The sequence below is a fragment of the Metabacillus dongyingensis genome, assembly GCF_019933155.2.
Classification (GTDB): domain Bacteria; phylum Bacillota; class Bacilli; order Bacillales; family Bacillaceae; genus Bacillus_P; species Bacillus_P dongyingensis.
Genome location: NZ_CP082944.1, coordinates 4,096,824 through 4,121,967, shown reverse-complemented (window position 1 = coordinate 4,121,967; position 25,144 = coordinate 4,096,824). Strand labels below are relative to the sequence as shown.

Annotated in this window: 20 protein-coding genes; 18 read left to right on the top strand and 2 right to left on the bottom strand. The window is 41.6% G+C overall.

What is annotated here, in order from left to right:
• Nucleotides 1-98 precede the first annotated feature (98 nt).
• The 6 genes from K8L98_RS20505 (at nucleotide 99) to K8L98_RS20480 (ending at nucleotide 7,384) form a co-directional block, all read left to right on the top strand.
• Nucleotides 99-956: a MurR/RpiR family transcriptional regulator gene (locus tag K8L98_RS20505; protein ID WP_223437653.1), complete on the top strand. Its 858-nt coding sequence runs from the start codon at nucleotides 99-101 to the stop codon at nucleotides 954-956.
• A 25-nt stretch (nucleotides 957-981) separates the two neighbouring features.
• Nucleotides 982-2,127, top strand: coding sequence for an amidohydrolase (locus K8L98_RS20500; RefSeq protein ID WP_223437651.1), 1,146 nt, complete (start codon nucleotides 982-984; stop codon nucleotides 2,125-2,127).
• Nucleotides 2,128-2,144: 17 nt separating this feature from the next.
• Complete coding sequence (locus K8L98_RS20495; protein ID WP_223437650.1) at nucleotides 2,145-2,981, top strand: GNAT family N-acetyltransferase; 837 nt, start codon at nucleotides 2,145-2,147, stop codon at nucleotides 2,979-2,981.
• Nucleotides 2,971-4,080 (top strand): o-succinylbenzoate synthase, encoded by a 1,110-nt coding sequence (menC, locus tag K8L98_RS20490; RefSeq protein WP_223437648.1) that lies wholly within the window; start codon nucleotides 2,971-2,973, stop codon nucleotides 4,078-4,080. Before K8L98_RS20495 ends, menC begins: the two co-directional genes overlap by 11 nt.
• Nucleotides 4,081-4,245: 165 nt before the next feature.
• Entirely contained in the window at nucleotides 4,246-5,691 is a 1,446-nt protein-coding gene (locus K8L98_RS20485; protein WP_223437647.1) for a DEAD/DEAH box helicase, read from the top strand.
• A gap of 232 nt (nucleotides 5,692-5,923) precedes the next feature.
• Nucleotides 5,924-7,384, top strand: coding sequence for a hypothetical protein (locus K8L98_RS20480; RefSeq protein WP_223437645.1), 1,461 nt, complete (start codon nucleotides 5,924-5,926; stop codon nucleotides 7,382-7,384).
• Between the two features lie 312 nt (nucleotides 7,385-7,696).
• Here K8L98_RS20480 and K8L98_RS20475 read toward each other — a convergent pair whose 3' ends face one another.
• Nucleotides 7,697-7,909, bottom strand: a complete 213-nt coding sequence (locus K8L98_RS20475; RefSeq protein WP_223443761.1) for a hypothetical protein — start codon at nucleotides 7,907-7,909, stop codon at nucleotides 7,697-7,699.
• Between the two features lie 137 nt (nucleotides 7,910-8,046).
• On the opposite strand from K8L98_RS20475, the gene K8L98_RS20470 reads away from it, so the two are divergent.
• The 3 genes from K8L98_RS20470 (at nucleotide 8,047) to K8L98_RS20460 (ending at nucleotide 10,743) form a co-directional block, all read left to right on the top strand.
• The gene (locus K8L98_RS20470; protein WP_223437644.1) at nucleotides 8,047-9,000 is read left to right on the top strand and encodes a TRM11 family SAM-dependent methyltransferase; all 954 of its coding nucleotides are present in this window, start codon (nucleotides 8,047-8,049) and stop codon (nucleotides 8,998-9,000) included.
• A 56-nt stretch (nucleotides 9,001-9,056) separates the two neighbouring features.
• A complete protein-coding gene (locus K8L98_RS20465; RefSeq protein WP_223437643.1) occupies nucleotides 9,057-9,896 on the top strand; it encodes an MBL fold metallo-hydrolase in 840 nt (279 codons plus the stop codon).
• Between the two features lie 385 nt (nucleotides 9,897-10,281).
• Nucleotides 10,282-10,743 carry a GNAT family N-acetyltransferase gene (locus tag K8L98_RS20460; protein WP_223437641.1) on the top strand — a complete coding sequence of 154 codons (462 nt, stop codon included), beginning with the start codon at nucleotides 10,282-10,284 and terminating at the stop codon, nucleotides 10,741-10,743.
• A gap of 85 nt (nucleotides 10,744-10,828) precedes the next feature.
• Here the strand turns inward: K8L98_RS20460 and K8L98_RS20455 are convergent, their stop codons facing one another.
• Entirely contained in the window at nucleotides 10,829-11,146 is a 318-nt protein-coding gene (locus K8L98_RS20455) for a hypothetical protein (protein ID WP_223437639.1), read from the bottom strand.
• Between the two features lie 290 nt (nucleotides 11,147-11,436).
• On the opposite strand from K8L98_RS20455, the gene K8L98_RS20450 reads away from it, so the two are divergent.
• The 9 genes from K8L98_RS20450 to K8L98_RS20410 all read left to right on the top strand — a co-directional run bounded on the left by K8L98_RS20450 (nucleotide 11,437) and on the right by K8L98_RS20410 (nucleotide 25,143).
• Nucleotides 11,437-13,824 (top strand): immune inhibitor A domain-containing protein, encoded by a 2,388-nt coding sequence (locus K8L98_RS20450; RefSeq protein WP_420828800.1) that lies wholly within the window; start codon nucleotides 11,437-11,439, stop codon nucleotides 13,822-13,824.
• Nucleotides 13,825-13,997: 173 nt separating this feature from the next.
• Nucleotides 13,998-15,803, top strand: coding sequence for a cache domain-containing sensor histidine kinase (locus K8L98_RS20445; protein ID WP_223437637.1), 1,806 nt, complete (start codon nucleotides 13,998-14,000; stop codon nucleotides 15,801-15,803).
• On the top strand, nucleotides 15,778-17,394 hold the full coding sequence (locus K8L98_RS20440; protein ID WP_223437635.1) for a response regulator transcription factor: 1,617 nt from the start codon (nucleotides 15,778-15,780) through the stop codon (nucleotides 17,392-17,394). The genes K8L98_RS20445 and K8L98_RS20440 overlap by 26 nt, the downstream gene beginning before the upstream one ends.
• Entirely contained in the window at nucleotides 17,391-18,734 is a 1,344-nt protein-coding gene (locus K8L98_RS20435) for an ABC transporter substrate-binding protein (RefSeq protein WP_223437633.1), read from the top strand. Before K8L98_RS20440 ends, K8L98_RS20435 begins: the two co-directional genes overlap by 4 nt.
• A 374-nt stretch (nucleotides 18,735-19,108) precedes the next feature.
• The gene (locus K8L98_RS20430; RefSeq protein ID WP_223437632.1) at nucleotides 19,109-19,603 is read left to right on the top strand and encodes a DUF2798 domain-containing protein; all 495 of its coding nucleotides are present in this window, start codon (nucleotides 19,109-19,111) and stop codon (nucleotides 19,601-19,603) included.
• Between the two features lie 468 nt (nucleotides 19,604-20,071).
• Nucleotides 20,072-21,043 carry an ABC transporter permease gene (locus K8L98_RS20425; protein WP_223437630.1) on the top strand — a complete coding sequence of 324 codons (972 nt, stop codon included), beginning with the start codon at nucleotides 20,072-20,074 and terminating at the stop codon, nucleotides 21,041-21,043.
• A gap of 18 nt (nucleotides 21,044-21,061) precedes the next feature.
• Entirely contained in the window at nucleotides 21,062-21,940 is an 879-nt protein-coding gene (locus K8L98_RS20420; RefSeq protein ID WP_223437628.1) for a carbohydrate ABC transporter permease, read from the top strand.
• A gap of 23 nt (nucleotides 21,941-21,963) precedes the next feature.
• On the top strand, nucleotides 21,964-23,568 hold the full coding sequence (locus tag K8L98_RS20415; protein ID WP_223437618.1) for an ABC transporter substrate-binding protein: 1,605 nt from the start codon (nucleotides 21,964-21,966) through the stop codon (nucleotides 23,566-23,568).
• 102 nt (nucleotides 23,569-23,670) lie between these two features.
• Complete coding sequence (locus K8L98_RS20410) at nucleotides 23,671-25,143, top strand: glycoside hydrolase family 32 protein (RefSeq protein ID WP_223437616.1); 1,473 nt, start codon at nucleotides 23,671-23,673, stop codon at nucleotides 25,141-25,143.
• Nucleotide 25,144 lies beyond the last annotated feature (1 nt).

Below are 25,144 nucleotides of genomic sequence, written 5' to 3'. Positions count from 1 at the left end.
ATTTCTGAATAATAAAATAATGATTGAATATGAAGGAAAAAATTTAATATAATATAATAAATGAAGTTTTTCCTTCATATGAATGAAAAGGAGCAGACATGAAACCAAAATCAATCTCTCAAATTATTAAGGAAAATTATTCCTCTTTATCGCAAGGTCAGAAAAAAGCTGCTGAATTCCTTACTCTGCACAGGGAAGAAGGGGTATTGCTCACTGCTTTTCAATTAGGGAAAAGAGCAGGCGTAAGTGAGACAACCGTTATTCGTCTGGCCTATGCACTAGGTTTTAAAGGTTATTCAGACATGCAGGAGGCGCTGCGCAGGAATTGGCTGGAAAAGAAACAGGGGGCAGGGCTTGAAGAATTGCCTGCAGAATTGAAACAACCAAATGAAACGAGCATTTTCAGTTCGGTCATCGAGAAAGAAACATCTGTATTACAGCAATTATTAATGCAGGTCGATGAGGGTGAGATTTGGAAGACGGTTGATCACTTTATTCAGTCTGACCGCATTTATATAGGCGGATTTGGAAGTTCCTATGGAGCTGCCTATTGGCTGCATTATACCCTCAAGCTATATAGGGATAATGTAGCACTTTCAAGTCCAGCGGGCTTTTCACTTGAAGATATTCTAGATCTGAATCAAAATTCTGCGGTGATTATTTTCTCGTTTCCAAGGTACAGGCAAGAATCCTTAGAACTTGCAAAATGCTCACAAGCTCAAGGGGCAACAGTGATTGCCATTACAAACAGACAGTTTTCTCCTGTTGGACAGCTTGCTGAAATTACGTTAACAACGGAGGAGGAGCTGGACTCGGGGGATCATTCGATTGCTTCTGTTGTCAGTTTACTGGAAGTCATCATGGAAGGTGTTAAGCATCGGGATCAGGACAGAATCAGCCTTCGTCAGCAAAAATTAGAAAAGCTTTATACGGATCAGGAATTATTTTTAGAGTAAAACCAAACACAGGGGTGGGATTTGAATGGATGGAGTGCCGCAATTACATGGAATGCACGCTGCAGACGAACACAAGGAAGAAATAATTAAAACGTATCAGGAGCTGCATATGCTTGCAGAGCCCAGCTGGGAGGAGGAAAAAACCTCACAATATATAAAAGAAAAACTAGTCAATGCAGGCTTTATTATTCAAACCTATGAAGGGCATTTCGGTTTTATCGCAGAGCTTGAGGGGGAGCAGTCCGATGTTATTGCTCTCCGTGCAGATATGGATGCACTGATTCAGGAAGTGGACGGGGCGGTCGTGCCCAACCACTCCTGCGGCCACGATGCTCATAGCACAATGGTCCTATATACCGCACTCATTCTCTCAAAACAGAAGATGAAGCATACGGTCCGTTTTATCTTCCAGCCGGCGGAAGAAAAGGCAGCGGGTGCCCTTAAGATGATGGAGGAAAACGTCCTTCAGAAAGTGAAGTTTCTTTTCGGCATCCATTTGCGTCCAGTGATGGAAATTCCGTTTGGAAAGGCCGCGCCAGTTATTCTTCATAGTTCAACGGCAAGCATTAAAGGAGTAATAAAAGGGGTGCCCGCTCACGCTGCCAGACCGGAACTGGGCAATAATCCGCTTGAGGCAGCCGCTCTGTTAATCGGGGCGATACGCCAAATTCAATTGAATGCATCTGATCATTATTCAATTAAAATAACGGAACTGCATGGGGGAGAAGCCTCCAATTCGATTCCTGAGAACGCTCGCTTTACACTTGATTTGAGAGCAGAATCGAATGACACGATGGAGATGCTTCTGGAAAAAGCGAAGCATACGATTACAAAAATCGAAGAGTTAACCGAGACGGAAATTACTTCAAAGGTAGAGGAATACTCACCCGCAGCGGTAAAGAACCTTCCTGCGATTGAGATAGCAAGAAAAGCGATTGTTTCCATACTGGGTGAAGAGAATACCGAAGAGGCCTGTGTTTCTCCCGGGGCAGAGGACTTTCATTTTTATACAGCGGAAAATCCGGCGATTGCCGCCACAATGATAGGGCTCGGCTGTGGCCTAAAGCCTGGTTTGCATCACCCAAAGATGCAATTTAATCAAGAGGCTTTAGTTTATGGCACTAAGATTTTAACACAAATGCTGCTGGAAGCAGATCAGCAGCGATGGTAAACAAGGAGGATAGAATCTTGAAAAAAGAAGTGCAGGAATCAATGATTATCCGCAATCTTCAAACGGCAAAAGAGCTGGAAGAAGTCAGGCGCCTTGAGGCAATAATCTGGAGTATGGAGGATTCTGTTCCTGTTAATCAAAGTGTGGCTGTTGTGAAAAATGGCGGCTTTATTCTGGGCGCATTTTATAAAAATGTGCTCATTGGCTTTCAATACAGTTTTCCGGGATATGACGGGAATAAAGTGTATCTCGTTTCCCATAGCTTAGGCATCCATCCGGATTACCGCAAATTCGGTATCGGAGAAAAACTGAAAATTGCACAAAAAGAAACAGCACTTGAGATGGGGTATGACCGGATCACCTGGACATACGATCCGCTGGAAACCGTCAACGGAAATCTTAACATACATAAGCTAGGTGCAATTGCCAAGGAATATATCCCTAATGTTTACGGCGAAATGGCGGACAATTTAAATGCTGGTATACCGACAGACCGTTTTTTAGTCGAATGGCATTTGAATGAGCAAAACAAAGTAAATGTGAAACATGTATATGTGAAAGAAGCAAACATTCCATATGCGCTTTATACAAATGAAATAGACAATTTTCCTTTTCCGGAAAAAACAGACCTATCCCTGCATGATCCGCATATTTTCGTTCCCGTGCCGGCACAGTTTCAGGAAATCAAAAGGGCTGATTTACAGCTTGCTAAAAAATGGAGAGAGAAAACTGGCGAAGTGTTCTCTCATTATTTAAGTCAGGGATGGGTGGTATCCGATTTAGTGAAAGATAATCGTCACATTGGCCAGTATCTATACCTCTTAGAGAATGGGGGACAAGGAAATGGAAATTAAAAGCATTATCCTAAGGCAAATCAAGATGGATCTGCTGCATCCTTTTACCACAAGCGTCGGAACAGAAGAAGATAAAGACATCATTTTAGTTGAAGTGAAATCGAAATCAGGGTTATCAGGCTGGGGAGAATCTGTTTCCATTACGCAGCCAATCTATAATGAAGAAACGGTCAAAACGAATTGGCATATGATTAGCGATCACTTGATTCCGCTTCTTTATCAAGAGCCTGTCACTCATCCAGATGAGGTGTCAGAGCGGTTTATAAAGATACGCGGTAACTACAATGCCAAAGCCGCGATTGAAATGGCTGTTTGGGATCTCTATGCAAAAGAGAAAAACATGACTTTGGCGAAAGCGCTCGGCGGTGCAAGAGACAAAATCGAAGTAGGTGTAAGTGTCGGGATCCAGCAATCTCAGGCGAAAATGCTAAAACAAATCGATGGTTACTTGAAGGCCGGATATAAGCGGATTAAAGTGAAAATTATGCCGGGCTGGGATGTTGATATTATTAGATTAATTCGTCAGGAATTTCCGCATATTCAGCTGATGGCCGATGCAAACTGCGCTTATACGCTGAATGATATAGAACACCTAAAAGCACTCGACGAATTCGGATTAACAATGATTGAACAGCCGCTGGCCCATAATGACATTGTTGACCATGCAAGGCTGCAGGATCAGCTCAAAACTCCTATTTGTCTCGACGAAAGCATACATAGTGCAGAAGATGCGAGAAAAGCAATTGAGCTTGGAAGCTGCAGGATTATCAATCTTAAAATCGGACGTGTCGGCGGGCTCACAGAATCAAAAAAAATTCATGACTTATGTGAGCTGCACAACGTTCCGATGTGGTGCGGCGGAATGCTTGAAGCGGGAATCGGCAGAGCTCATAATATTGCCATAACTTCACTGAACAACTTCACCCTGCCTGGAGATACAGCCCCTTCTTCTCATTATTGGAAGCGGGATATTATTACTCCGGAAGTGGAAATGAAAGATGGATACATTTATATCCCGGAAAGTCCTGGAATCGGGTATGAACCGGACCTGGAACAGATCGAGAATATAACGTCATACAGCAGATTTTATCATTATTAATTTAAACATAGGAAAAGCAAGAAGGGTTATACTTTCTTGTTTTATCGTCCGCGGATAAAATGAATCAAAAACCAATATTTATCACGCTCTAACAGCTATTTCAAGTATAATGATGATTCATGAGTTAAATACTTGAAAAAACACAAGAAAAAATGAGGTTGCTAAATGAGTCATAAAGGGTTTATTGATTATAAATTAAGCGCGGAGATTGTGAGGGCGCTGGATCGTTTAAATTATACGGAACCGACAGAAGTTCAGAATAAAGTCATTCCTGTCGCTTTAGAAAAGAAGGATCTTGTTGTGAAATCACAAACAGGGAGCGGGAAGACGGCGTCGTTTGGCATTCCGCTCTGTGAAATGGTGGAGTGGGAGGAAAACAAGCCTCAAGCTTTAATTCTGACCCCAACAAGGGAGCTCGCTGCACAGGTAAAAGAGGATATAACAAACATCGGCAGGTTCAAACGGATAAAAGCGGCAGCCGTCTATGGCAAACAGCCATTTGACAGGCAGAAAATTGAGCTGAAGCAAAAGACTCATGTTGTAGTCGGAACACCCGGAAGAGTCCTTGATCATATTGAAAAAGGGACGCTTGCGTTAGAAAAGCTGCAGTATCTGATTATTGACGAAGCGGATGAAATGCTGAATATGGGCTTTATCGATCAGGTAGAAGCGATTATTGATGAACTTCCTGCGGACAGAGTTACAATGCTCTTTTCAGCTACTTTACCAAAGGATGTAGAAAATCTCTGCCATAAATATATGAAAAAACCGGTTGAAATTGAGATAAAAGCTGCAGGACTGACGACTGCATCAATTGAACATTCGTTAATTGTGGTGAGAGAAGATGAGAAGTTCCCGCTTCTTAAAGCTGTGACTGTCGTTGAAAACCCTGACAGCTGCATCATCTTCTGCAGAACACAAGAGCAGGTTGATGCCGTTTTTAAACAATTAGACCGCGCCAATTATCCTTGTGATAAAATTCATGGCGGCCTTTATCAGGAAGATCGCTTTTCTGTCATGAATGATTTCAAAAGGGGGAAATTCCGCTATTTAGTTGCGACAGATGTCGCCGCCAGAGGAATCGATATTGATAATATTACACACGTCATTAACTATGACCTGCCGCTTGAAAAAGAAAGCTATGTTCACAGAACTGGCAGAACGGGCCGGGCAGGCAAAACAGGAAAAGCGATTACCTTCATTACGCCCTATGAGGAAAAATTCCTTACCGAAATTGAAGATTATATCGGCTTTGAAATTCCTAGAACACTTGCCCCTGCGAGCGAAGATATTTCTAAAGCAAAAGGTGCATTCGAAGAAAAAATAATATCCCGTCCTGAAATTAAAAAAGACAAAAGCGCCCAGCTGAATAAAGGAATTATGAAGCTCTATTTCAACGGAGGAAAGAAAAAGAAAATCCGTGCTGTCGATTTCGTCGGAACGATCGCCAAGATTCCCGGAATGACAGCAGGCGACATCGGCATCATCACCATTCAGGATAACGTTTCTTATGTAGAGATTCTAAATGGAAAAGGACCAATCGTTTTGAAAGCAATGAAGAATACAACGATTAAAGGCAAGCTTTTGAAAGTTCATGAAGCGAATAAATAAAGTAAGAAAACTCCGTTCATTCTTGGCGGAGTTTTTTTTGCTGTTCAAATTCATTTTTGATAAATATTCAACATAATTCTTTAGAATGAATATGCCTGAGTCATTTTTATTTATAACAGAATATCAGATAGCAGCATAAAATATCTGAGCTAATTAACTTCTAAAAGGAAAAAGGCATCAATATTAGATAAATTGTAAACAAAAATCCGTAAATTAAAACGGGAGGAACAGCATGAAAAATCAGGAAGAAGAGCTGAAAAATCAGGAAAGACAAGATGAGAAGAAAGCCGAAAAACAAAAGAAAAAAGAACTGAAAAAACAACAAAAAAAGGAGAAGAAAAAAGCTGAAAAACTAAAAAATGAAGAACGGAACAAGCAACAAAAAAAGGAGAAGGAAAAAGCTGAAAAACAAAAAAAGGAAGAACTGATCAAGCAACAAAAAGAGGAGGAGGAAAAAGCTGAAAAACAAAAAAAGGAAGAACGGAACAAGCAACAAAAAAAGGAGAAGAAGAAAGCTGAAAAACTAAAAAATGACGAATTGAAACAACAAAAAAAGGAGAAAAAAAAAGCTGAAAAACTCAAGGAAGAAGAATTAAAACAACGAAAACGAGAAAAAGAAAGCAATGAACCAAATAAAAAGGCAATCGCATCTAAAAATGATGCAATAAAAGCTGAAGAGATGTTAAAAAGCCAGGAAAAGACTGCTGAAGAAAATAAAGCTTTGGATGAACAGGCGTTCGTGCAACTGACTGCTAAGGCTCAAGCACTCCTGCAACTGACTGCTGATGCTGCAATAAAAGCTGAAGAGAAGTTAGAAAGCCAGGAAAAGGCTGCCGAAGAAAATCAAGCTATGGAAGAACAGGGGCTCGTGCAGCTGGCTGATGATGCTGCAATAAAAGCTGAAGAGAAGTTAGAAAGCCAGGAAAAGGCTGCCGAAGAAAATCAAGCTATGGAAGAACAGGGGCTCGTGCAGCTGGCTGATGATGCTGCAATAAAAGCTGAAGAGAAGGTAGAAAGCCAGGAAAAGGCTGCCGAAGAAAATCAAGCTATGGAAGAACAGGGGCTCGTGCAGCTGGCTGATGATGCTGCAATAAAAGCTGAAGAGAAGGTAGAAAGCCAGGAAAAGGCTGCCGAAGAAAATCAAGCTATGGAAGAACAGGGGCTCGTGCAGCTGGCTGATGATGCTGCAATAAAAGCTGAAGAGAAGTTAGAAAGCCAGGAAAATGCTGCCGCAGAAAATAAAGTTATGGAAGAACAGGGTCTCGTGCAGCTGGCTGATGATGCTGCAATAAAAGCTGAAGAGAAGTTAGAAAGCCAGGAAAATGCTGCCGCAGAAAATAAAGCTATGGAAGAACAGGGGCTCGTGCAGCTGGCTGATGATGCTGCAATAAAAGCTGAAGAGAAGTTAGAAAGCCAGGAAAATGCTGCCGCAGAAAATAAAGCTATGGAAGAACAGGGTCTCGTGCAGCTGGCTGATGATGCTGCAATAAAAGCCGCAGAGAAGTTAGAAAGCCAGGAAAAGGCTGCTGGAGCTGACGAAAAATCCCAAGAGGAGCTGAAAAGTCAGGAAACGATTATTCAGGAAAACAGTCAAATAAATACCAGTGGTGCTGATGAAAAAATAGCCCCTCAAAGTACTCAGTCTGCTTTCTTAATCAATTTTTTCTTGTCTAAAGAGAAGGAAGAAGAGTAGTCTAAACCAAATAATTTTAGTGAAGAATCTCCCAAAAAGTTAAGTGCAGGTTAATATATAGCAGGAAAAGATTTGCCGGCAGGAAGGTATAAAACTGTGCCAAACGGTGAAGGAAGCAATTTCTTCGTCTAAGATACAAGCGGAACGGAAGCGGTCAACACGATCCTTGGGAATGTTTCATTCTCAGTGCCGGAATATGTGTTTTTCTGCGATGACGGTAATATCATTGAAACGATGCACCTGTTAAGTTAATCCCTGCAGAATAAAAAATACGCACTTTCACTTGTATGTGAAGGTGCGCTTTTTTTCTATTTATTCTTCATCTTCACGTACAGTATCATCCACAATCGCAAAAAGCTGGCGGTCAAATAAATCGTCACTGCATAACAAATGTTCATCTGGTGTCTGTACGATCTCATTTAATTCCCCTGCATCGCCTTTTGCATTTATAATCTCGAATATCTGATTCAGACCCTCAGAAGTTTGATCATCTTCTTGGCTTATAATTGGTTCTCTCTCTTTCAAGACACTTCAGCCTCCTTTTATACGTAGCATTTGCTCAAAAAGAAGAAATTACCCATCTGGACAATTGCATTTCTCCGCAAATACAGATATGGTTTTGAAAGGAAGAATATTTTAAAGCGCTAAAGGATGGGAATAGATTGAATAAATTTAGCCGAAAACCGGCATTTATATATACATTTGCATGTACAGAAGAGGAGCTTTTATTGTGTCACTTGGAAATGCGTTCTTTTTTTGGCTTTCAGTCCGATGGATTCAGTTTGAAAAGTGACGTTGACATTGATCCAAGCAGAAGTCCTTTTATGAAAGAGAGATTGGAAGTCATCTATGAAGGAAACGAGCTTTCTGAGATTGTAAAGCAGGTTGAGCAGATTGATATTGGAACGGATACGTTTAAAATAATTTTTCTGAAAATCAATGATCTTGAAGATTGTGAACAAATTAGTTATCAAGAGCGCAGAAATATTGAGCGGCAGGTTGGCTGGCCCTTTAAAGCAGAGGCAGATGTCCGGAATCCAGATCAGACGTTTGGCATTACAATTCATGAAGGACGCTGGTATTTCGGAAAGTACCTCAGGAGCGAACCGGTCTGGCTGCATCATTTAAAAAAGCCGCGGGAATATTCAACTGCACTTAGTACAAGAGTTGCAAGGGCAGTTGCCAATATTGCTGTTCCACATCCTTTTGGTGTAAAAGCGATCGATCCGTGCTGCGGAATTGGAACCGTTCTTGTTGAAGCATTATCCATGGGCATAGATATTATCGGACGAGATATCAATCCGCTTGTAACAGATGGATCGAGAGAAAATATCGCTCATTTCGGCTATGAATGCGACGTCAGGACAGCACCGATATCAGAAGTCACAGGCAAGTATGATGTCGCCATTATTGATATGCCCTATAACCTTTATACTCACGCTACACCTGATGAGCAAATGTCTATATTAAAACATGCCCGCCGAATTTCGAATAAAACGGTGGTTGTGACAAGTGAAACGATGGATCACATGGTTGAAGAAGCAGGTTTTCGCATAGCAGACCGCTGTACAGTGAGGAAGCAGATGTTTTCAAGGCAGATACTGGTTTGTGAATAAAGAACGGCAGACCTGAGGATACTAATCCTTTGAACCATACATAGGAGGTATTAGCAATGAGTGACCAAATGGAGAGCTCCTTTGAGAACAAATGGATGCCGATGACATCTGTTGCAAGCGGACTGGAATTCGATGTCCTGCCCGGGGTATACTGCTACACCAATCAAATCGTAAATGTAGTTTTTTTAAGAAGCGGCAATGACTGGTATTTAATTGATGCGGGCATGCCGCACTCTGCAGACACGATTAAATCGGCTTTTGAAGCGCATGCCGGCGTAGAAGTTGCGCCTAAAGCAATATTGCTGACACACGGGCACTTTGATCATGTGGGGGGCATCATTGAACTCATCGAACAGTGGCAGGTTCCAGTCTATGCTCATGAACTTGAACTGCCTTACCTGACCGGTCAAAAAGATTATCCGGAACCGGATGGAAGCGTTGAAGGCGGCTTGATTGCCAAAATGTCACCGCTTTTTCCGAATGATGCTATCAATTTAACTGATCATGTTCAGGCATTTGGAGAAAATGGACAAATTCCAGGATTATCAGATTGGAAATGGATCCATACTCCTGGTCACACACCTGGACATGTTTCCTTCTATCGCGAAGAAGACCGCACTTTGATCGCAGGAGATGCGTTTGTAACTGTAAGACAGGATTCACTCTATAAGGTGTTTACTCAAAAGCAGGAAATTTCAGGTCCTCCAAAGTACTTCACAACAGACTGGCAAGCAGCCTGGAACTCAGTGAAAACCTTGGAAGCACTTAAGCCATCAACTGCTATTACAGGCCATGGACTGCCAATGTCAGGCGAAGTCTTGAGAAAAGGACTTGCCGAATTAAGCAGGGATTTCAAAAAGCTTGCGATGCCTGATCATGGGAAATATCTTCAATAGGAAACAGCCGGAGCGAGATTATGCCGGCTGTTTTTTTTATGGAATTTTCTAGCCGGGAGCGATCCTTATAGCATAGAGTATCAGCTAATTCTGCAGGCTGCGGCTAGGGAGGAATTTTTCATGGGCTGTAGAAGAAGTAACCAAGAGATAATTTTAATGAAATCAAAAAAAATACCAGTCACTATTCATACTCTCAAATTAAATCACTTTAAAGGATTTAAAAAGCATGAAACAGCAGGTTAACATAAAGTCGAGTGAATATGTTGCTTAGGCAACTTTTTTTATTGTTCCGTCCACTTGGCAGTTTAGTTAAAGAAGAGGTTACATTACCTGGCATAAAGTGATAAAAAAGAGTGAAAATCAAATTTTGAAAAGGAGAGATTCTATGAAGGTGCAATTGAAACGGGTTACGAGAGAAAATTGGGAGGAAGCTTTGACTCTGAAAGTTAAGAAGGAGCAAAGTGATTTTGCTCCCCCAGTTGCCGTATCCCTTGCAAAAGTCTACATTAAACCAGACGGTGATAACGTCGAATACATTCCCTTTGCTATTTATGACAAAGAGAGAATGGTCGGATTTATTATGCATGCATACGAAGAAAATACGACTAATATGTACTGGATTAACGGATTTATTATTGATGAAAGATATCAGGGAAACGGCTGCGGCAGGTCTGCACTATCCGAGATCATTCAATGGATAGTAAGTGAATTTTCTATATGCAAAGAAATTCGTTTAACGGTCTGTAAAGAGAACAAAATTGCTCGTGAATTATATAATAGTTTTGGCTTTCTTCCCACTGGGGAGGTATATGCAGGAGAAGATGTATTGTTTCTTTCTGTAGATTAACTATATTGTTTAATAAAAAAAGGACCAGTTGATGGTCCTTTTCCTTTGGGTGATCAGAGCCACTTAAAAAGATGATTGCAATCCGTTAATTCTCCTCCGACTCACTAACCTTCTCAATCTTCTCTACAAACATCTGATAAACTCTGCGCTTCTCTTCCAGCTCTTTTATATAAAGCTTCAGCTCATTGAATTTTTCTTCGAATGGCTTTTGATAGGTTGTTTTGATATTGTTGATAATTTCATCGTTTATAGTAGATTGAATGACTTGTTTTGTAATGCCAAATTTATAGGAATATAACTGAAGTTCGCTTTTGACTTTGTCATATTCAGTGTCTATTTCATTCTTTTGCTTCAGCATATCCTCTTTCCATTGATGCAGAGAATCTTTCACATATGATTCCATCTTTCCCCTCCTAAGCGGCTTATTCGCCTATGTATCTCAATACACTATTTATAATCTATGACTATTTTGTGGGGGTAATCAGGGGATTTTCGTCCTTCTTCCCTGCTTTTGCGACAGGAATATAGGCTAAATGAAATAGGAGATGCTTGTTCCTATTGATCTATTATCCCAGTAAAATTTTTCCGATTATAGGAGAAAAGGTCAATTCTATCTAATTATGATTGTGCTATCTTTAAATATGTAGAAAAAACAGAAAATTCTACATGTTCTTACAAATAGGAGGGGTAGTATTGGCAAAGTGGAGCAAGAAATTCGGAACATCACTTTTGGCAACAAGTTTGGCCGCAGGTTTATTCGCACCAGCTGCGTTTGCGAAAGAACCAGTACCAACAGACGTTCAAACAGCATTGTCTGCACCAATTGATCTGAACATTATCAATGAAGACCGCCTGGCAAATGCATTAAAAAAACAAGGACTCATTCCGCAAAAAGCAAGTGACAAGGAAGTCGCTGCAGCCGTGAAAAAATATATTGAGAAAAAGCAAGGTGAAAAACCGACACTTGATCTCCATGAAGATAATCACAATGCAAAAGTGGACATGGATAAGAAATCAAAGGATTTCTTAACAAAGCAGAAAGAAAAGCTGACAAAGCAATTAAATAAAGGTCATGAAAAACTGGAAAAAAGTAAAAAGGACGGCTTTGTAAATGTAAAGCCGGCAAAGCAGTCTGAATACAGTGGGACTGTAAGAGAAGACAAAGTTCTAATCTTGCTTGTCGAGTTTGAAGATTTCAAGCATAACAATATTGTCAAAGAAGATGGCTACATGTACTCTAATGATTTCAGCAAGGAACACTATGAAAAAATGCTTTTCGGAGACAAGCCGTTTCAGCTATTAGACGGTAAAAAAGTACCTACATTCAAGCAATATTATGAAGAGCAATCAGGCGGAAGCTATACAGTAGACGGCACAGTTTCTGAATGGCTGACTGTTCCTGGCAAAGCAGCTGATTATGGCGATGACAATCCTGCTGGAGGCCATGACAACTTGGCGCCAAAAGGACCACGTGACCTTGTGAAAGATACGCTTAATGCGGCAGCTAAATCTGGTATGGATCTCTCTCAATATGACGAATTTGATTTATATGATTTAGATGGAGACGGCAATCAAAACGAGCCGGACGGACTTGTTGACCATTTGATGATCGTACATGCTGGAACCGGACAAGAAGCTGGCGGCGGCAAGCTGGGCAATGATGCAATTTGGTCTCACCGCTGGACGCTGGACGGAGTATACAAAGTTGAAGGAACAAAAGCAGAAGTACCATACTGGGGTGGACAAATGGCTGCATTTGACTACACGATCCAGCCTGAAGATGGTGCAGTCGGCGTATTCGCACATGAATTCGGACATGATTTAGGTCTTCCTGACGAATATGACACGCAGTACTCCGGAAACGGCGAGCCTGTTGCCTCATGGTCAATCATGAGCGGAGGCAGCTGGAATGGCCAAACAGCGGGTACAGAACCGACAAGCTTCTCCCCGCAGAACAAAGAATTCTTCCAAACTGTTATGGGCGGAAACTGGGCGAACATCCAGGAAATTGACTACAAAGATGTGACAGCTGAAGGAACAGCAACATTCCTCGATCAAAGTGTCACAAAATCAAATAACCCAGGAATCGTCAAAGTCAACCTTCCTGAAAAACAAGTAAAAAGCACAATTCAGCCTGAATTCGGTGAAAAATATTATCACAGTACAAAAGGCGATGACCTTCATACAGTGATGGAAACACCTGAATTCGATTTAACAGGAAAAACAAATGCAACATTCTCTTACAAAGCAAACTATGACATTGAATACGGCTGCGCATGTGACTCATTAACCGTAAAAGCAGAGACAGCAGATGGCACCAAAGTTCTTGAAATATTAGGCGGCGATGTGACAGACGGCGACGCTACTAAAGGAACAACAAACGGAAAATGGATTGACAAATCCTACGACCTCAGCGAATTTGCAGGCAAAAAAGTAAAACTGGTATTTGAATATTTAACAGACGGTGGCCTTGCACCTGAAGGGTTTGCTTTAGACAACGCAGTTCTTACTGCTGATGGCGAGCAAGTTTTCAGCGACGATGCAGAAGGTGCATCTAAATTTACATTGGATGGCTTCAAAGCATTTGAGGGAACATACCTTGCACAGCACCATTATTACTTAGAGTGGAGAAACTACGCTGGATCTGACAAAGCATTAGCTTTCTCCCGCGGTCCTAAATACAATACAGGCATGGTCGTCTGGTATGCAGATAACAGCTACACAGACAACTGGGTTGGCGAGCATCCTGGTGAAGGGTTCCTAGGAGTGGTCGACTCTCATCCGCAGCCATTATACGGATTGCTGGACGGAAAACTGACAACAACACAATCAACCCGCTATCAAATCGCAGACGCAGCATTCTCTTATGACAAATCTGCGTCTTGGTACGTAGACAGCCCGACACGCGGCGAATACAGCTACAACGGTTTAAAAGGAGTCACATTCTTCGATGACTCAAGATCATACATGAATGAAGTCATTCCAGACGCTGGACGCAAAGTTCCAAATTACGGCCTGAAATTCCAGGTTGTAGGCGAAGCGAAGGATAACTCTGCTGGAGCGGTTTGGATTCGGAAATAAGAGAAAAGGCAGCTTTTAAGCTGCTTTTTCTTTTTTTATGGAATGATGTCTAACTCCCGACGTTTTTTACCAAAAGGGTGTTTATAAAAATACAAACCAGCCACCCCCGGTTTGTATTATACTTTAAGAAAATAGAACTAGCAGAAACTTTTGAAAAGTTCCCGGGAGGCTCCATGTTTTATTCTCTGAGAAATCGTTTGTTCATCATTTTTACCATTCTCCTGACCGTTCCATTTCTTGTTTTATCCCTTCTTATTCCGGCATGGTTTACATCCGTCATAGAAGATCAGACAAAAGATTCAACAGTCGAAATGATGGAGCAATACTCCATCTATATTAACTCCGTCACCTCACAGGCAGAGGATTTGGGAAAGCAGGTACTTGTCAATCAGGCAACACAGGAGTGGCTGCATTCAGAAAGTGATCCGGCTGTCCCGTCTGCTGAACGGCTTCTAATCAAAAATCAGCTGAAAATGCAGCTTTCTTCCATGATGGTCAATAATTCAAATGGTATGGGTATTTCTGTTTTCTTAAACGATGGGACAGGAACATGGGGGAATAACCCGCTGCTTGCTGAAACAGAATGGTACCAGGAATTTTTAAAGGGAGAAAAGCGATGGGTCAACCATCACCGTGACCCGTATCAGCTCCATCAAACTATGAGGGAAGCAGAGGTAAACAGCTACTTAATTCCTCTCTTTGATTTGCAGGTGCTGGACCTATCTGGAATGATCAAAGTCAGTTTTCCATCTTCGCTGCTTGAAACGGCACTGGGGAAAATTAAACTTGGCGAAAATGGACGTGTATATTTGCTGGATGATAATGGAAATAACGTTTTATCCGGAAAGGTAGAAACTCCATCTTCTGTTATAAATGACAGTCTTGGAAAAATTCAGCGAATGAAGCAGCCTAATGGACTAATAGAAACAGCGTACAACGATGAAGACTATCTTGTCTTTTTTCAAAAACTGAAGATAGGAAATTGGACGCTGGTCAGCGAAATTACAAAATCTGAACTGTTTGCCAAAATCGATAAGCTCCAGCAGAATTTATTGGTTTTCAGTGCCATCATCTTTCTGCTGACGATCCTTGCTTCCTACGTCCTATCCTCAAACATCGTAAGACCGCTCGGTAAGCTTACAAATGCTATGAAGTTCGTTGAAAAAGGGGATCTTGATGGTGCAAGGAAGTTTATGCCGACAATTAAATCTTATAATCATGAGGTCGGGTATGCTATAAAAGTTTTTGATCATACAATCGGAAAGCTGAACGAGTTAATTAAGACAGAATACAAGGCGAATCTCCGGAGGAAAGATGCTGAATACAAAGCATTGCTTCTTCAGATCAATCCTCATTTTTTAAACAACACGCTTGAAGTTATCGGCAGTCTCGCCCTGCAGAATAAACAGAAGGAAGTTCTGGATGTGAGCATCTATCTTGGAAGAATGATGAGATACTCGTTAAACACCAAATCAGACATAGTCAGGTTAAGGGAGGAGCTTACCTATATCAGGGATTTTATTGAAATCCTGAAGCTGAGGTACGATGGTGCCATCAAGTTTAGAATTGAGGAGGATCAAGCAGCTGCTTCGTTTCCAATCTGTAAATTTATTATCCAGCCGCTTGTTGAAAATGCAGTGAAATACAGTTTACTGGAAAAAACAGATGCAGAGATTCTGATTCGGACAGAATGGAGAGAAAACAGGTTAACCATAGCGATAGAAGACGATGGCATAGGCATGTCCCAGGAGATGATTTCGCAGCTTTTGGCAGAAGAAAAAGAATATGAAACCATGGGCGTATTGGACAGCAGCGGAAGCAGCATTGGCCTTAGAAATGTGATTGGAAGATTGAAGCTCTTCTGCGGCAGCCGCTTTTCAATTGAAATCAAGTCAGAAGAAGGAGCCGGGACAAGAATTGCATTATGTATAAAGGGAAATGAGGGGGATATACATGATGAAGGTCATTATAGCGGATGATGAAATTCAAGTCCGCAGAGGGCTGAAAATGAAAGCAAAGTGGGAAGAAGAGGGATTCCAGATTGCCGGAGAAGCATCAAATGGAAAGGAAGCGCTTCAATTAGTGGAAGAAATAAAAGCAGATCTGGTCATAACAGATGTACGGATGCCGGTCATGGACGGAATTGAATTCGCTAGAAGGTGCCACAGGAAATTTCCCCATGTAAAAGTCATCGTTTTATCGGGGTACTCAGATTTTGAATATGTTCGATCTTCTCTTGTTGAAGGGGTGAAAGATTACTTGCTGAAGCCTGTAGCTCCCGATGAGCTCGCAGGAGCTTTGAGAAGAGTGAAAGAAGAAATTGTCCTTGAAAAAAAGCAGCTGCTTGAATCCGAAAAAATCTCCAGGATGGTTCACACACAGCTGGAAGAAATGAAAGAACAGTACTTGCTGCAGCTGGTAAAGGAAGAATGGTCTGAACCATTTCTCGCTGCAGAAAGACTCCAGCACCTTAAGCTGGGCTTTCTAGCGGAGGAAGAAAAACACGTTCAATTCTTCACAGTTGAACTTAGGGCGTCAGAAGAACATTCAGTAAAAGAGCTTTGGCTCCCGTTTAGGATGCTCTGCAAAGAAATAGCCGAACAGTATGAAGGGACTTGTGCATATTATGATGCGGGCTATTCAAACATGCTTCACTTTCTTCACTGCATAGATAGAAAGAAACCTTTAGAAACCTTGAGTATTGTGAAAAAGGTACAAACGTATGTTAAAAAGTATCTCAAAGCTGAAACAGTGATCGGAATGGGCAAGAAGGTAAGTAATCTGACGGAGTTAAAAACAGGCTATATTTCTTCTTTGCTTGCCTGGAGCCAGAGTGATCCGGGACTGAAATCACAAGTAATCGATGGAACGCATCATAAGGACGTTTTCGAACTCTCTCCTGATAAGGAGAAAAAAGCAGCAAACTTGATTGAAAATGGCAGCCTGAAGGAAGGCAGGAAGCTGATAAATGACCTTCTGCTTGAAGCAAAGGCGGGGTCCATGCTGTCTTTTTCTTTTGCAGCCAATCGGCTTCTCCTTCTGCTTGAATCACTTGCTGCGAAATATGATATGGACAGAGCGGAAATCAATCAGACGATGTGGTCTTGTCAGCAGAGCATCGGAGAACTGACCGCCCATGAAAAAGTCATTGAGCAAGTAACTGAATTTGCTCACAGGATTATCCTTCTGGTAAGCAAGTCACGTTCTTCGCCAAATGGTTTGGCCATTGTTGAAAATGTCCGCCGTTATTTGGATCTGAATTTTGCAAATGAAGTCACGCTGACCTCTTTATCTGAACAATTTCATATCAATAGTGCCTACTTATCTGAACTTTTTAAGCTTCATGTCGGCCAGAACTTCAGTGATTATTTAGTGGAGGTACGGATGAAGCATGCATGTGAATTATTAAAAGACAGACAGCTGAAAGTGATTGATATCGCATACTTGACAGGTTATTCCAATTCCGGCTACTTCAGCACCGTTTTTAAAAAACACGCCGGACAGACTCCTGCAGAATATCGGAAGGCTGCACTAAACATGGATGAAATAGCAGGCAGGGAAAGACGATGAAAAAAAGAGCTGCCATTTTTATACCAGTCATTCTGCTGTTCATTGCAGCAGGCTATTATGCCTTTTCTTCATTCAGCTTGTTTTCAGATGAGGAAAATAACAATCCGGGAGTGCTCTCCGGGAAATCAGAGAACATTGAACTGACTTTCTGGAGGAATTATGGCACCAAGCTAGAAAATGAAGCTTATAAAGAACTGATAGCAGCCTTTGAGTCCTCTCATCCCGGAATCACGATTAAAATGAATGCCATCCCGTATGGTGATTATGAGTTAAGACTGAGAACGGAAATTGCGGCCGGAAGCCCGCCTGACATTATGTCGATCGACAGTCCTAACCTCGCCCTCTATGCCAATTCAGGTGCGCTGCTGTCGATTGACAAGGAAATGAAAGAAGAAGGAGAGATCGAGGATATTCCTTTTTCAACACTTGAAGGCATGAAATTTGAAGATGAAATCTATCTGTCTCCTATTGCAGAATCAGGTGTGGCCTTATTTTATAATATTGACCTATTTAAAAAAGCCGGATTGCCTCTTCCATCCGATGATCCTGCTTCCCCAATGACATGGGACGAGGTAGTGGAAATGGCCAAAAAAATAAATGATCCCGGGAATGAAATCTTCGGGATTGATCCTGCACAGGGATTCAGCGACGGGGAATCTCCAAGCTACTTCAAAACGCCTTTATTATGGCAATTTGGTGCGGATGTTTTGAGCCCTGATGGAAAAACTGCCTCCGGTTATCTTAATTCTAAAAACGCGGTACAGGCCCTGCAATTCTATCAGGACCTCTATCACCGCTACAAAGTGGCGTCTGTTGATCTGCCTCCCGATCCGTTTATAACAGGACACCTGGGCATGACTGTCTTGGGATCATGGATGCTTGGGGAAATTGAACGGAATAACCCTGATTTTAAACTGGGTGAGGACTTCGGAGTAGCTCCTTTGCCAAAGGGAAATTATCAGGTTACTCCAAATGGAGGCTGGGCACTCGGCATTTCGGCTAAATCCGATCATCCGGAAGAGGCATGGAAGTTTATCAGGTATATGACAAGCTTTGAGGGCTCAAAAAAATATGTGGATATAACTGGCGATATGCCAGCGAGATTTTCCGTCTCAAAAGCATTTCCTGAGCTGACAGCCTATCCAAAAAATATCTTTGTGCAGCAGGCATTGAAGTACTCAAAAAACCGGCCTGTTTCACCTGCATACCCAGTTATAAGCGATGCTCTTAAGGAATTATTTGAAGAAATCGGCATAGGCGGGAAAGACGTAAAAGCATCTGCAGATAAGGCAGTGGCGAAAATAAACAGCGGGCTGGATGATATAAATGACAAGGAATGAAATGGGGTCGCTGCACAAGGTGTTCCATTTTAAAGGAGAAAAATACAATTTTCATTTGAAAACAAATTTGCATACGATTCACAGGGATTTTTCCATTTAAAATGAATAAAACATAGAATAACCAGCCCGCCAGAAAAAGGGGCTGGTTATTCTGTCGTTGGAAATAAAAGTTAATATAGTGGTTTCCGTTATTCTATTAGGAGGATTAGATTTTTTTCTTCTTAAGTTAAAGGGCAAGATGACGGTAGAAGAAAAAGGCTAAAACAATAAATGAGTAAAGCAGATAATACATTGTTCACAAAATAGTCACTTATGAAGAGATTTCCCTTTTCGCTATAATAGCAAGGTACTTAAAAGAAGGGATGTAGGAAAATTTGCCGACAACTAAGAGAGAAAGTTTTTATTTTGGGCTAATCATGTGCTTGGGCATGGTCGTAGTCATGACGTTTTATAATTTATTGATAAATGGCTTGATTGGAATGGTACCCATTAAAGGTATACTTATACAACTTATGCTGGGTTTTATTATTGCTTTCTTACTGGAGCTATTTATTGTCGGTCCAGCGGCACAGAAAATTGCTTTTTCTTTGCCATATGACAAATCTAAAAAGATCTTTGTCATTCTATCTGTTTCATTTTTTATGGTAGTTGGAATGGTTCTTTTTATGTCTCTTTATGGATTAGGGACTGCTTATTTTTATAACGGCTTAGGCGAAGAATCATTATTTATAAGCTACTTTTCCATTGTGTTTAAAAATTTAATTTTTGCTTTCCCTCTGCAGCTTATCATTATGGGACCTTTAGTTCGGTATATATTTGCTAAATTCTTTAAAGATCAAAGAATGATGGAATCAGGCAGTATAAGTTAGGGCTTAAAGTTTTGATTAGTATCTCAATCAATTACATCGACGCTAATATACAAAAAAGTCACAGTCGGAGAAATTGCAGAGATGCCTCTGGCAGAGTTTTTAACTTTGCCGATAGTGAAGAGAACTAGTTTGCAGTCATGGGGAAAAGGGAGTAAAAAACAACTCCTGTTTCTAAAACGTTTTTAGTCGGTTCCATTTGGGATCGGCTTTTTGATTCACAGTACTGGTATTTTTGATTTTTATAGGATGGATTTTAGGTTCTCCCTCACTTAACGGAACCCGCAGTCTTCGGACTCGGGTTTTTACTTTTTTTAAGTGCCAAAAATATTAAACTCCTTCATCCAAAGAATTCAAACTTTTTCAAAATGCCTGTTTGATAAAGTGGAATTACAGAGAACACAGATAGAAATCTCTGAACGCAAATTATGAAAGCGCTTATAAGTGTTTTCTATCAAGGGGGGGAGTTGCATGCAGGAGGTAGTGAAGGCCAAAGATGATGGCGCTGTCATTAGCAGGCCGGAAAAGAAGACCAAAGCAAAGTACAAATGGGACTATATAAAAAAGAATTACTTTTTGTACTTGCTGATCGCACCTGCTGTTATTCTGACAATCGTTTTTAAATATGTTCCGATGTACGGAGCCATCATTGCTTTTAAGGATTTCAGCACAATTAAAGGGATATGGGGCAGCGAATGGGTCGGCTTTAAACATTTTGAAGAGTTTTTGACCTCGCCTAATTTCGAAACAATCTTTATGAGCACACTTAAGCTCAGTTTATACGGGCTTTTGCTTGGGTTTCCCATTCCAATCATTCTTGCCTTAATGCTGAACCAGGTCAGAAGAGCAGCCATTAAGAAAAATATTCAGCTGTTTTTATATGCGCCAAACTTTATTTCTGTCGTTGTCATTGTTGGGATGCTGTTTATCTTTTTGGCCCCGACGGGTCCGATCAATCATTTTCTTGCGTTTTTAACCGGTAAGCCGGTCATGTTTATGTCTGATCCTGAATACTTCAGATCCATTTATATTATCTCTGGAATCTGGCAGGCTGCTGGATGGTCGTCCATTGTCTATGTTGCCGCTTTGGCGAACGTGGATCCTGAATTGCACCAGGCAGCGACGATTGATGGAGCAAACATTCTTCAGCGGATGATCCATATTGATCTGCCGGCTTTAAAGCCGCTTATGGCTATTATCTTTATTTTAGGTGCAGGCGGTATCATGGCGATTGGGTTTGAAAAAGCTTTTCTGATGCAGACAGCCATGAACTTGCCGACATCGGAGATTCTTCCGACCTACGTTTATAAAATTGGTTTGCAGGCAGGAGATTACGCTTATTCAACTGCAGTTGGCCTGTTCAACTCAGTCATCAACGTCATTTTGCTTATTGTCGTGAATTTTGTTGTCAAAAAACTGAATGAAGGAGAAGGACTTTATTAACCTGAGAGGAGGATTTATATGATTAAACACACAAGAATAGACCGGATCATCCTGTCTCTGAATGCTGTATTTCTTTGTCTGGCTGTCCTTGCCGTCCTGGTCCCGCTCGTTTATGTCGTCATCGCTTCATTCATGGATCCAAATGTTCTTCTGAATCAGGGTTTGTCGTTTAAAGTGTCTGATTGGAGCCTAGAGGGATATAAACGGATTCTATCCGATGATTCAATGGTTAGGGGATTTATAAATGCCATGCTTTACTCTGCAGGATTTGCCATTATTACCGTCGTTGTCTCCATATTTGCTGCTTTTCCTCTGGCGACTCAAGGGTTTGTCGGTAAAAACGCTTTTATGACATTCTTTCTTTTTACGATGTTTTTCAGCGGCGGATTAATTCCGACGTATCTGGTTGTCAAAGATCTCGGCATGTTAAATACGGTCTGGGCGATTTTGCTGCCGGGAGCAGTCAATGTGTGGAACATCATACTTGCCAGAACTTACTTTAAGGGGATACCGCATGAACTGCATGAAGCAGCTAAAGTGGACGGGGCCTCGGACTTGCTTATTTTCTTCAAAATCGTGATACCGCTTTCTAAACCGATTATTTTTGTTCTCGCGCTCTATGCGTTTGTCGGCCAATGGAATTCCTATTTCGATGCCATGATTTATCTTGAAGATCCTAAAATGCATCCATTGCAGCTTGTTTTACGATCCATCTTAATTCAGAACCAGGCTGAACCCGGCATGATCAGCGATCAATTGGCAATGGCAGAGCTTGCTAAGGTTTCAGAGATGATTAAATACTCGGCGATCGTGATCTCAAGCCTTCCGCTGATCATTATGTATCCATTCTTCCAGAAGTACTTTGAAAAAGGGGTTATGGTCGGTTCATTAAAATAACAAATGATACAGGGGGAAATGTAATGAAACATGTTAAGAGAGCTATAGGAACTGCCGCTATTGCAGCTGTTTTATTATCCGGCTGCACAAGCAAAAATGTCTCATCTTCAGAAGACTATGAACTAAAAGATGTCTCCTTCCCGCTTAAGGAAGAAGTTACGCTGAAATTTATCACGCAAAGCTCGCCGCTTGCGCCTAAAGATCCAAATGATAAACTCATTTATAAGAGACTGGAAGAAAAAACGGGTGTTCAAATCCAGTGGAAAAACTATACGAACGATGTGTTTGCGGAGAAGAGAAATCTGGCTATGGCAAGCGGTGATTTGCCGGATGCCATTATGGATGCAGGCTACGGCGACTATGACTTGCTGAAGCTTGCAAAAGATGGAGCGATTATTCCAGTTGAGGATTTAATTGAAAAACACATGCCGAATCTGAAAAAAGTGCTCGATTCTTCACCAGAATATAAAGCAATGATGACAGCTCCTGACGGTCATATCTATTCCTTCCCATGGATTGAAGAGCTTGGGACAGGCAAAGAGAATATTCATTCAGTTGATGATTTTCCGTGGATTAATGTGGAGTGGCTCAATAAGCTGGGCTTAAAAATGCCGGCAAATACAGAAGAGCTAAAGAACGTATTAGTTGCCTTTAAGACTCAGGATCCAAACGGAAACGGAAAAGCGGACGAAATTCCAATGTCCTTCATCATTAATCATGGCGGTGAAGATCCTGCCTTCTTATTCGGAGCATTCGGCCTTGGAGATAACTGGGATCATACAGTTGTAAGCAATGAAGGCAAAGTGATCCTGACAGCAGCTGAGGAAGGGTATAAAGATGCCATCATGTACTTCAGCGATCTTTATAAGGAAGGCTTAATTGATGTAGAAGCGTTTGAACACGACTGGAACACGTATCTTGCAAAAGGCAAAGATGAACGGTACGGCATGTACTTTACCTGGGACAAAGCAAACATTACCGGCATGAATGACAAATATGACCTTATGTCTCCAGTAGCTGGACCGGATGGAAATGTAAACGTTGCCAGAACAAATGGAATGGGCTTTGACAGAGGGAGAATGGTCATTACAAGTTCAAATAAAAATCTTGAGCTTACCGCTAAATGGATTGACCAGCTGTATGATCCGCTGCAGTCTGTTCAGAACAACTGGGGAACATACGGAGATGACAAACAGCAAAACATCTTTGAATATGACGAATCTGCAAATATGCTGAAGCATCTGCCGCTTGAAGGAGCTGCACCAGTTGAAGTTCGTCAAAAAACAAGTGTTAACGGACCTCTTGCAATTTTAGATGAATACTATGGATCCGTTACCACGAAGCCGGATGATGCTGCTTGGAGACTGGACTTGATGAAAGATGTTATGGTTCCTCATATGAAAGCTGAAAATACGTATCCAAAAGTCTTCTTCTCTATTGAAGAGCTGGATAAGCTATCATCCATTGAAACGGATCTATTTGCTTACATTAACAGAAAGCGCGCTGAATGGATGACAAACGGAAAAGCGGAAGCAGAATGGAAGGAATATTTAGCTGAACTTGACCGTTTAGGACTTCAGGAGTGGCTTGAAATCAAACAGACAGGCTATGACCGCAATCAGCAATAAACAATAAACAATAAACAATAAACATTAAACATTAAACATTAAACTAAAGAGGCTGTTGTTCTTTTCTGCAGTCTCTTAATCTATGGAAAAGGAGTTTTTTTCGTGAAACCGATTTTAACAGAAAAATATCGTCCCCATTTTCACTTTTCGCCACTCGGAAAATGGCTGAATGATCCTAACGGAATGGTGTTTTTTAACGGTGAGTATCATCTGTTCTACCAGCATCATCCCTTTAGTACAATCTGGGGTCCGATGCATTGGGGCCATGCGGTCAGCAAGGATTTAATTCACTGGGAGCATCTTCCTGTCGCGCTGCATCCTGATGAACATGGAGCCATTTTCTCAGGAAGCGCAGTCGTCGACTGGGATAATACGACCGGTTTCTTCGACGATCAGCCTGGGCTGGTTGCGATCTATACAAGCCATGATTCGTATCCTGACTCAGAAAGGCCGCGTCAGCGCCAATGCATCGCATACAGCAAGGATAACGGGAGATCATGGACAAAGTACAGCGGCAATCCGGTCCTTATTGACGAAACAAAAACAGATTACCGTGATCCTAAAGTTTTCTGGCACTCTGAAACCAAGCACTGGATAATGGTTCTTGCTACAGGCCAGAGCGTGACGATTTACAAGTCTATCAATTTAATTAACTGGCAGTTTGCAAGTGAGTTTGGAGAAGGCTCTCATGCCGGGTTCTGGGAATGTCCTGATCTGTTCCCCCTTAAGGTTGATGGAGACAAGGTGAAATGGGTGATGCTTGTCAGCCTGGGGGATACCGGCGAACATGCAGAAGGCTCTTGGACTCAGTATTTTATAGGAGATTTCGATGGAGAGACCTTTATTAATGATCATGACAAAGAGACCGTTCTCTGGCTGGACTACGGAAGGGACAACTACGCTGGAGTCAGCTGGTCTGACATGCCATCAAGTGACGGCAGAAGAATTTATATCGGGTGGATGAGCAATTGGCGCTATGCCAATCAAGTTCCTACAAAAGAGTGGCGGGGTGTCATGACGATCCCGAGGGAATTATCCCTAGCCTCAAGTGCGGATGGAGTCCGCATTATTCAAAAACCTGTTTCAGAAGCAAGAGTGCTGAGAAAGAGGAGCAATACTTTTAAGGATAAGCTTTTAACACCGGATCAGCCGCTTTCCATTCCTTTGGAGAGCACATTGCTTGAACTAAATCTGGAAGTTGAATTTCAGGACGCTTCCATTGCTGAACTGACGATTCAGCATTCTGATTCAGAAAAAACGGTCATCCGTTATGATGCAGAAGCGGAAATCCTGTCAGCAGACAGAACACTTTCAGGTGAATCTGACTTTTCATCTTCATTCCCTGCGGTGCAGGCTGCACCCTTAAAGATGAAGAAAAACGGCGTTCGTTTGCAGTTGCTTTTAGATGCCTCTTCCATTGAACTTTTCGGCAATGACGGTGAATGCGCCATTACGAGCCTTGTGTTCCCTTCATCTGAAAAGAGCGAATTGCACCTGGCCGCTTCAGGTGGAAGCATAAAAGTAAAATCATTTGAGCTGCATGAGCTGTCTTCCATTTGGAACAAGGAAGGGTGAA